The 9,921-nt window shown below is 43.8% G+C and carries 7 protein-coding genes and 1 tRNA gene; 6 read left to right on the top strand and 2 right to left on the bottom strand.

The window, feature by feature from the left end; genetic code table 11:
* Positions 1-892, bottom strand: an 892-nt coding sequence (gene galU, locus SORDD24_RS09425; protein ID WP_061409846.1) for a UTP--glucose-1-phosphate uridylyltransferase GalU, incomplete at its 3' end; no start/stop codon positions are given.
* Between the two features lie 21 nt (positions 893-913).
* Positions 914-1,930 (bottom strand): NAD(P)H-dependent glycerol-3-phosphate dehydrogenase, encoded by a 1,017-nt coding sequence (locus tag SORDD24_RS09420; protein ID WP_061409843.1) that lies wholly within the window; start codon positions 1,928-1,930, stop codon positions 914-916.
* A gap of 206 nt (positions 1,931-2,136) precedes the next feature.
* On the opposite strand from SORDD24_RS09420, the gene SORDD24_RS09415 reads away from it, so the two are divergent.
* From SORDD24_RS09415 to SORDD24_RS09385, 6 genes are all read left to right on the top strand, one after another.
* Positions 2,137-3,843, top strand: coding sequence for an ABC transporter ATP-binding protein (locus SORDD24_RS09415; RefSeq protein WP_061409841.1), 1,707 nt, complete (start codon positions 2,137-2,139; stop codon positions 3,841-3,843).
* 1 nt (position 3,844) lies between these two features.
* A complete protein-coding gene (locus SORDD24_RS09410) occupies positions 3,845-5,611 on the top strand; it encodes an ABC transporter ATP-binding protein (RefSeq protein ID WP_061409839.1) in 1,767 nt (588 codons plus the stop codon).
* Between the two features lie 139 nt (positions 5,612-5,750).
* Positions 5,751-6,440 (top strand): gamma-glutamyl-gamma-aminobutyrate hydrolase family protein, encoded by a 690-nt coding sequence (locus SORDD24_RS09405; RefSeq protein WP_061409837.1) that lies wholly within the window; start codon positions 5,751-5,753, stop codon positions 6,438-6,440.
* A 169-nt stretch (positions 6,441-6,609) separates the two neighbouring features.
* Positions 6,610-7,959 (top strand): glucose-6-phosphate isomerase, encoded by a 1,350-nt coding sequence (locus tag SORDD24_RS09395; protein ID WP_007519938.1) that lies wholly within the window; start codon positions 6,610-6,612, stop codon positions 7,957-7,959.
* A gap of 127 nt (positions 7,960-8,086) precedes the next feature.
* On the top strand, positions 8,087-9,547 hold the full coding sequence (gene gltX / locus SORDD24_RS09390; RefSeq protein WP_061409836.1) for a glutamate--tRNA ligase: 1,461 nt from the start codon (positions 8,087-8,089) through the stop codon (positions 9,545-9,547).
* A gap of 187 nt (positions 9,548-9,734) precedes the next feature.
* A tRNA-Glu gene (locus tag SORDD24_RS09385) sits at positions 9,735-9,806 on the top strand.
* The last annotated feature ends 115 nt before the right edge of the window (positions 9,807-9,921 follow it).

Genomic DNA, 9,921 nt, shown 5'->3' with positions numbered 1-9,921 from the left:
CCCCAGCTAACTCTTTCCCAAGTTGGATGAGGTAGTCTTTCAAGTCGTCTTTGACTTGTGGATGTTTGAGAGCGTAGTCGATGGAGGTTTTCATAAAGCCAAACTTGTCTCCGACATCGTAACGAGCCCCCTTGAACTCACGAGCAAATACACGTTGTGTTTTATTGAGGGTGTCGATTGCATCTGTCAGCTGGATTTCATTTCCTGCGCCTGGAGCTTGGTTTTCGAGGATTTGGAAAATTTCAGGCGTGAGGAGGTAGCGGCCAATAATAGCAAGGTCGCTAGGAGCGTCTTCTGGCGCAGGTTTTTCGACGAAGGTTTCAACGCTGTAAAGGCCATCTTTTCCTTCGCCTTGCGGAGCAATAACTCCATAGGCAGATACTTCGTCATGAGGGACTGGCATAACAGCGATAGTAGACGCGTGTGTACGTTCGTAGTCATCCATGAGTTGTTTGGTAAGTGGAACAGCCTTTTCGTTGGTGATATCCATCAAGTCATCACCAAGCATAACGACAAAAGGTTCATTTCCAACGAAAGCTTTTGCCTGCAAAACAGCATCTCCGAGACCACGTGGATGAGTTTGACGAATAAAATGCAGGCGCATGCCAGTTGTTTCATCAACCAGCTTCAAAAGATCCGTTTTTCCTTTTTCTTTGAGGTTGTATTCCAATTCAAAGTTTGAGTCGAAGTGGTCCTCGATGGAACGTTTTGACTTACCTGTAACAACCAAGATATCTTCGATACCAGACTTGAGGGCTTCTTCAACGATAAACTGGATAGTGGGCTTGTCTACGATTGGCAACATTTCCTTGGCCAAGGCCTTAGTTGCTGGGAGGAAACGAGTTCCCAATCCAGCGGCAGGGATGACTGCTTTTCTGACTTTTTGTTTCATAATGTTCCTTTCTATAAGGGTCTAAGACCATTCGTTTTCTGCTTTAAATTCATTGTTCATGATGTCATTGATTGCTTCTTTGATATTGACACCTTCATAGATAACTCGGTAGATGGCCTGTGTGATCGGCATGTAGACATCCAATTCCTGAGCCAGTTCGTAAGCTGCTCGAGTTGTTGAAATTCCTTCAATGACCATACCCATGTTTGCTTCGATGTCTGCTAGGGATTCTCCACGGCCGAGAGCATCACCGGCTCTCCAGTTACGAGAGTGGACAGATGTCCCCGTTACGATCAAATCACCAACTCCAGAAAGACCGCTATAAGTCAGAGGATTAGCTCCAAGAGCGACACCTAGACGGGTGATTTCTGCCAAGCCACGTGCGATGATTGCTGCCTTGGCATTGTCGCCAAAGCCTAAGCCATGTAATGCTCCTGCACCAACTGCGATGATGTTTTTAAGAGCACCAGCGGTTTCAACACCTATAACATCCGTATTGGTATAGAGGCGGAAGTAGTGATTGCTAAAGAGATTTTGGACATGCTGGGCAGTTTCAAGATCTTTGGAGGCTGCGGTAATCAAGGTAATATCGCGTACAATGGTTTCCTCAGCGTGGCTAGGTCCTGAAACAACGACGACTTCACTACGGAGATCGGCTGGAATTTCCTCTTCAAGAATGGTTGAGAGACGTTTGTGGCTATCTGGTTCCAAGCCTTTGGAGGCATGCATGATGACAACCTTGTGATCAAGTACCTTTGCTACTTGTTGGGCAACCAGTCTCGTTACTTTTGTTGGGACTACAAATAAAACAGCATCCACATCCTTTAGTGTTTCTTCCAAGTCATGATAGGCTTTGATCTTTTCGTCGAGTAGGATATCTTTGAAATAGCGTTTGTTTGTATGTTGGTTATTGATTTCATCAATTTGGTCAGAAATATTTCCCCAAATTCGAACTTCGTGTCCATTGTCGTTTAGGACCTGCGAAAGGGCGGTCCCCCAAGAACCAGGACCCAAGACAGCGATGGTTTGTTTCTTCATCTTTTCCTCCTTGTAAGAGTTCTTCCTTTCATTTTACCATAAAAAGCCTTTTCATGCATCACCTGTAGATGAAAGCGCACTAATTTATAATAAGGAGACTTCTTTGACAAGATGCCTCTTTTTTGCTAGAATAGCATCAATATGAAGGAATGAGAAGGAGCTGACGCAGGATGTCGCTCCCTTTATCTATTTTATTAGGAGGAAATATGCTCATTAAAAAAATAAAAACCTATAAATGGCAGGCCTTGGCATCCTTAATGATGACAGGTTTGATGGTTGCGAGTTCACTCTTGCAACCGCGCTATTTGCAAGAGGTGTTAGAGGCTTTGTTGGCCGGTCAACATGAGGCTATCTATAGTATTGGCGCTTGGCTGATAGGAGTAGCCCTAGTCGGTCTGGTTGCAGGTGGGGTCAATGTAACGCTTGCTGCCTATATTGCTCAAGGAGTGTCTTCGGACCTTCGGGAAGACGCTTTTCGCAAGATTCAGACTTTTTCTTATGCCAATATCGAGCAGTTTAATGCAGGCAACCTTGTAGTCCGTATGACCAATGATATCAACCAAATTCAGAACGTGGTGATGATGGCTTTTCAAATCCTCTTCCGTCTCCCTCTTCTCTTTATCGGTTCCTTTATCTTGGCGGTTCACACTCTCCCGTCACTTTGGTGGGTGATTGTCCTTATGGTGCTCCTCATCTTTGCACTAACAGGTATCATGATGGGGATGATGGGACCACGTTTTGCGAAGTTTCAAACCCTTCTTGAACGGATCAATGCTATCGCCAAAGAAAATCTACGTGGTGTGCGCGTAGTCAAATCCTTTGTACAAGAAAAAGCACAATTTAACAAATTTACTGAGGTTTCAGATGAACTTCTCGGCCAAAATCTTTATATCGGTTATGCCTTCTCGGTTATAGAACCTGTTATGATGCTAGTCGGATATGGGGCTGTCTTTCTCTCTATCTGGCTGGTGGCCGGAATGGCTCAGTCAGATCCGTCTGTAGTGGGCTCGATTGCTTCCTTTATCAATTATCTCAGCCAGATTATCTTTACTATTATCATGGTTGGATTTTTGGGAAATTCTGTCAGTCGCGCCATGATTTCCTTGCGTCGTATCCGCGAAATTTTAGAAACCGAGCCAGCGATGACCTTTAAAGATCTCCCAGATGAAGAGTTAGAAGGAAGTCTCTCTTTTGAAAATGTGACCTTTACCTATCCTAATGATGACGAACCTATGCTGAAGAATGTAACCTTTGATGTTGCGCCTGGTCAGATGGTCGGTGTGGTAGGGGCTACTGGAGCAGGGAAGTCCACTCTAGCTCAGTTAATTCCACGACTGTTTGATCCGCAGGAGGGGTCTATTAAGATTGGTGGCAAGGATATTCGAGACGTCAGCGAAGGAACCTTGCGTAAAACAGTTTCCATCGTCTTGCAACGTGCTATTCTTTTTAGTGGAACCATTGCAGATAATCTCCGTCAAGGGAAAGGCAATGCTAGCGTGTCCGAATTGGAACGTGCAGCACGAATCGCCCAAGCCAGCGAATTTATCGGGCGCATGGAAAATAAATTTGATAGTCCGGTCGAAGAACGTGGCACCAACTTCTCTGGTGGACAAAAACAACGGATGTCCATTGCCCGTGGGATTGTCAGCAATCCCCGTATACTGATTTTTGACGATTCGACTTCGGCCTTGGATGCCAAGTCAGAAAGACTCGTACAGGAGGCTTTGAACAAAGACCTGAAAGGGACGACAACCATTATCATCGCTCAAAAAATCAGTTCAGTCGTCCATGCAGACAAGATTTTGGTCTTGGATCAAGGACGCTTGATTGGAGAAGGAAGGCATGCAGACTTGGTAGCTAGTAATGCCGTCTACCGCGAAATCTACGAAACACAAAAGGGAAAGGAGGAATAAAATGAAAACTGTTCGATTTTTCTGGAATTATTTTAAAGTCTACAAGCTCTCCTTTGTCATTGTGATTTTGATGGTTGCGGTGGCGACAATTGCCCAAGCCCTCTTTCCTGTTTTTTCAGGCCAAGCAGTAACAGAGCTAGCTAACCTAGTTCTAGCTTATCAAAATGGGGCTTCCGAACTAGCCTGGCAGAGTTTATCAGCTCTGATGCTGAATCTAGCTCTGGTTGTCCTCGCCCTAGTAGTATCCAGTTTGATTTACATGACCTTTATGACTCGTGTGATTGCTGAGTCAACAAATGAGATGCGTAAGGGCCTCTTTGGCAAACTTTCCTGTTTGACGGTTTCTTTCTTTGACCGCCATCAGGATGGCGACATCCTCTCTCGCTTCACGAGCGACTTGGATAACATCCTTCAAGCTTTCAATGAAAGTCTAGTTCAGGTTATGAGCAATATTGCTCTTTACATCGGTTTGATTTTTGTCATGTTTTCAAAAAATGTGACGCTAGCCCTAATAACAGTAGCCAGCACCCCAGTGGCCTTTCTCATGTTGGTTTTTATCGTGAAAATGGCCCGCAAGTACACTAATCTCCAGCAAAAAGAGGTTGGGAAACTCAATGCCTACATGGACGAAAGTATTTCAGGTCAGAAAGCTGTTATCGTACAAGGAATTCAAGACGACATCGTAGCAGGATTTGTGGAGCAAAATGAGCGCGTGCGCAAGGCAACTTTTAAAGGGAGAATGTTCTCAGGTATCCTCTTTCCAGTTATGAATGGGATGAGCTTGGTTAATACGGCTATCGTCATTTTTGCAGGTTCTGCGGTCTTGCTGAACGATCCAAGTGTCGAAACAACGACAGCCCTAGGTTTGATTGTCATGTTTACCCAATTTTCTCAGCAGTACTACCAGCCGATTATCCAGGTGGCTGCGAGTTGGGGGAGCCTCCAGTTGGCCTTTACCGGAGCGGATCGTATCCAAGAAATGTTTGATGCAGAAGAAGAGGTTCGCCCGCAAAATGCACCAGCCTTTACGGAATTACGAGAAGGTGTTGAAATCAGTCACATTGATTTCTCTTATGTGCCAGACAAGCCGATTTTAAAAGATGTCAGCATTTCAGCTCCTAAGGGGCAGATGATAGCTGTTGTCGGTCCGACTGGTTCAGGGAAAACGACCATCATGAACCTCATCAATCGTTTCTACGATGTGGATGCAGGTAGCATTTCCTTTGATGGGAAAGACATTCGTGACTATGACTTGGATAGCCTGCGGAGCAAGGTCGGGATTGTCCTGCAGGATTCGGTCTTGTTTAGTGGGACAATCCGAGACAATATCCGCTTCGGTGTACCAGATGCCAGTCAGGAAATGGTCGAAGCAGCTGCCAAGGCAACTCATATTCATGATTATATCGAAAGCTTGCCTGACAAGTATGATACCCTTATTGATGATGAGCAAAATATCTTCTCGACTGGGCAGAAACAATTGATTTCCATCGCTCGGACCTTGATGACAGATCCTCAAGTCCTAATCTTAGATGAGGCGACTTCCAATGTCGATACCGTAACAGAAAGCAAGATTCAACATGCCATGGAGGCAGTTGTAGCAGGACGAACCAGTTTTGTCATTGCCCATCGTCTCAAGACTATCCTCAATGCCGATCAGATTATTGTCCTCAAAGATGGAGAAGTCATTGAACGTGGAAATCATCACGAGTTGCTCAAACTCGGCGGTTTCTACTCAGAACTGTATCACAATCAATTTGTCTTCGAATAAGAAAGAAGTTGTCCTCATTGGGCAGCTTTTTCTTGACTATAAAAAATACTTATCACGGTCTTTTAAAAAACATATTAGACAGGAAAGGATTGGAGTGATAAGATAAGACTGTCGCAAGAAAATCGAAGGGAGACACATCATGGCTAGAACGGTTGTAGGAGTTGCTGCAAATCTATGTCCTGTAGATGCAGAAGGGAAAAACATTCATTCATCTGTATCTTGTAAATTTGCAGAGAGCATTCGTCAAGTTGGCGGTCTCCCTTTAGTGATTCCTGTAGGGGATAAGTCCATTGTTCGCGATTATGTAGAAATGATTGACAAACTCATCTTGACAGGTGGGCAAAACGTCCATCCCCAGTTTTATGGGGAGAAAAAGACCATTGAGAGCGATGATTATAACCTTGTACGCGATGAGTTTGAACTAGCTCTCTTGAAAGAAGCGCTCCGTCAGAATAAACCAATTATGGCAATCTGCCGTGGTGTTCAGCTGGTCAATGTTGCTTTTGGTGGCACTCTCCACCAAGAAATTGAAGGTCACTGGCAAGGCTTGCCTTTTGGGACATCTCATTCTATTGAAACGGTAGAAGGAAGCGTGGTGGCTCAGTTGTTCGGCAAAGAAAGTCAAGTTAACTCAGTCCATCGTCAAAGTATCAAAGATCTAGCTCCTAATTTCCGTGTAACGGCTGTAGATCCTCGCGACCAGACGGTGGAAGCGATTGAGTCTATCGACGAGCACCGTATCATTGGTTTGCAGTGGCATCCAGAGTTTCTGGTCAATGAAGAAGAAGGCAATTTAGAACTATTTGAGTATTTATTAAATGAATTGTAACGGTTAGAGACTCTAGCCGTTTTTTATTCGTCCCTTCAGATTTTTTGTATTTTAGCATTTTTACGCAAACGTTTGAATTCTGATAAAAATTGGGCAAATTCAATAAAAAAGCTTGAAAAAATCGAAGGTAAGCGTTATGATAGAAAAGAAGAAATATTGGAGGAATATCATGTCACATATTAAATTTGACTATTCAAAAGTTTTGGACAAATTTGTTGCCCCACATGAAGTGGAATACATGCAATCACAAGTAACAGCAGCAGACGAATTGATTCGTAAAGGAACTGGTGCTGGTAGCGACTTTTTGGGTTGGTTGGACCTTCCTGAAAATTACGACCGCGAAGAATTCGACCGCATCTTGAAAGCTGCTGAGCAAATCAAGTCAGATAGCGATGTCTTGGTTGTGATCGGTATCGGTGGATCTTACCTTGGTGCCAAAGCAGCTATTGACTTCTTGAACCACCACTTTGCTAACTTGCAAACAAAAGAAGAACGCAAAGCACCACAAATCCTTTACGCAGGAAACTCAATCTCATCTACTTACCTTGCTGACTTGGTAGAGTACGTAGCAGACAAAGATTTCTCAGTAAACGTGATTTCTAAATCAGGTACAACAACTGAACCAGCCATCGCTTTTCGTGTCTTCAAAGAACTTTTGGTTAAGAAATACGGTCAAGAAGAAGCTAATAAACGTATCTACGCTACAACTGACCGCCAAAAAGGTGCTGTTAAGGTTGAAGCAGATGCCAACGGTTGGGAAACATTTGTTGTTCCAGATGACATCGGTGGACGCTTCTCAGTCTTGACAGCAGTTGGTTTGCTTCCAATCGCTGCATCAGGAGCTGACATCAAAGCCCTTATGGAGGGTGCGAATGCAGCTCGTAAAGACTACACTTCAGACAAACTTTCTGAAAATGAAGCTTACCAATATGCAGCTGTTCGTAACATCCTTTACCGCAAAGGCTACGCTACTGAAATCTTGGTAAACTACGAGCCATCACTTCAATACTTCTCAGAATGGTGGAAACAATTGGCTGGTGAGTCAGAAGGGAAAGACCAAAAAGGTATTTACCCAACTTCAGCAAACTTCTCAACTGACTTGCACTCATTGGGTCAATTTATCCAAGAAGGAACTCGTATCATGTTTGAAACAGTTGTCCGTGTGGACAAACCACGCAAGAATGTGATTATCCCTACTTTGGAAGAAGACCTTGATGGACTTGGTTACCTTCAAGGAAAAGACGTTGACTTTGTAAACAAAAAAGCAACTGACGGTGTTCTTCTTGCCCACACAGACGGTGATGTACCAAACATGTACGTTACTCTTCCTGAGCAAGATGCCTTCACTCTTGGCTACACGATCTACTTCTTCGAATTGGCAATCGCCCTTTCAGGTTACTTGAATGCTATCAACCCATTTGACCAACCAGGTGTTGAAGCCTACAAACGTAACATGTTTGCCCTTCTTGGAAAACCAGGATTTGAAGAATTGAGCAAAGAGCTTAACGCACGTCTATAATAGAAGAAAAGAGTGGCTTGTCCACTCTTTTTACTCTCTTTATTCGTAGACATTGGACTCAGGCGAGACTTGTGATATAATATAGAAAGCAAAAAGGCAGACGCCTAGAGACTTTATAGGAGAAACTATGTCAAAAGATATCCGCGTACGCTACGCACCAAGTCCGACCGGACTACTACACATCGGAAATGCCCGTACAGCATTATTCAACTACCTCTACGCACGCCATCATGGTGGAACTTTTATCATCCGTATCGAAGATACCGACCGTAAACGCCATGTTGAGGATGGTGAACGTTCACAGCTTGAAAATCTTCGTTGGTTAGGCATGGACTGGGATGAAAGCCCCGAAACCCATGAAAACTACCGCCAGTCTGAGCGTTTGGAACTCTATCAAAAATACATCGATCAATTGCTGGCCGAAGGAAAAGCCTACAAATCTTACGTTACAGAAGAAGAGTTGGCAGCTGAGCGCGAACGCCAAGAAGCAGCTGGCGAAACACCACGCTACATCAATGAATATCTTGGCATGAGCGAAGAAGAAAAGGCGGCTTACATTGCAGAACGTGAAGCGGCTGGTATCATCCCAACTGTCCGTTTGGCTGTCAATGAGTCTGGTATCTACAAATGGTACGATATAGTCAAAGGGGATATCGAATTTGAAGGTGGCAATATCGGTGGGGACTGGGTTATCCAAAAGAAAGATGGCTATCCAACTTACAATTTTGCCGTTGTGATCGATGACCATGATATGCAAATTTCTCACGTTATCCGTGGAGATGACCACATTGCCAACACTCCAAAACAGCTTATGGTTTATGAGGCTCTTGGTTGGGAAGCTCCAGAGTTCGGTCACATGACCTTGATTATCAACTCTGAAACTGGTAAGAAGTTATCTAAACGCGATACTAATACCCTTCAGTTTATCGAAGACTACCGTAAAAAAGGCTATTTGCCAGAAGCAGTCTTTAACTTTATTGCTCTTCTTGGTTGGAACCCAGGTGGCGAAGATGAAATTTTCTCACGTGAGGAATTGATTAAACTCTTTGATGAAAATCGTCTCAGCAAGTCACCAGCAGCCTTCGATCAGAAGAAACTAGACTGGATGAGCAACGACTACATCAAGAGAGCTGACTTAGCAACTATCTTTGAGATGGCAAAACCATTCCTAGAAAAAGCAGGGCGTTTGACTGACAAGTCTGAAAAAATGGTGGAACTCTACAAACCACAAATGAAGTCAGTGGATGAAATTGTTCCATTGACAGATCTTTTCTTTGCAGATTTCCCAGAGTTGACAGACGCTGAGCGCGAGGTCATGGCAGGAGAAACCGTTCCGGTTGTTCTAGAAGCCTTCAAAGCGAAACTAGAAGCAATGACAGATGAGGAATTTGTGACAGAAAACATCTTCCCACAAATCAAAGCAGTTCAAAAAGAAACAGGCATCAAAGGGAAAAACCTCTTCATGCCGATTCGTATTGCTGTATCAGGTGAAATGCATGGACCGGAATTACCAGACACCATTTTCTTGCTCGGACGTGAAAAATCAATTCAGCATATCGAAAACATGCTGAAGCAGATTCCTAATTAAGTAGGTAGAATGTAGGGAGATGAGCTCATCCTTTCTTGGAGAGTAAGAGAAGGCCCTTTAAATTAAAAATCAAAAGAGTCGGTTAATCTGGCTCTTTTTGATCGTTTTCCAAGAATTTGTATAGGTTTGAAAAAAGTTCTTGACAAAGGGAGAAAAGAAGGTATAATAGAAAGAGTCGAAAAGCTCAGGTCCGTTGGTCAAGGGGTTAAGACACCGCCTTTTCACGGCGGTAACACGGGTTCGAATCCCGTACGGACTATGGTGTATTGTGGTTAGAAAAAACTTGGAAAAAAGTTTAAAAAACTTGTTGACAGAGAGAGCTAGCTGTGATATACTAATATAGTTGTCGCTCACGAGAGAAGTGAGAAACAAAG

This window comes from Streptococcus oralis (assembly GCF_001579175.1).
GTDB lineage: Bacteria > Bacillota > Bacilli > Lactobacillales > Streptococcaceae > Streptococcus > Streptococcus oralis_O.
Note: the sequence above shows the minus strand (reverse complement) of the source record. Positions and strands in the feature narration are given on the sequence as shown.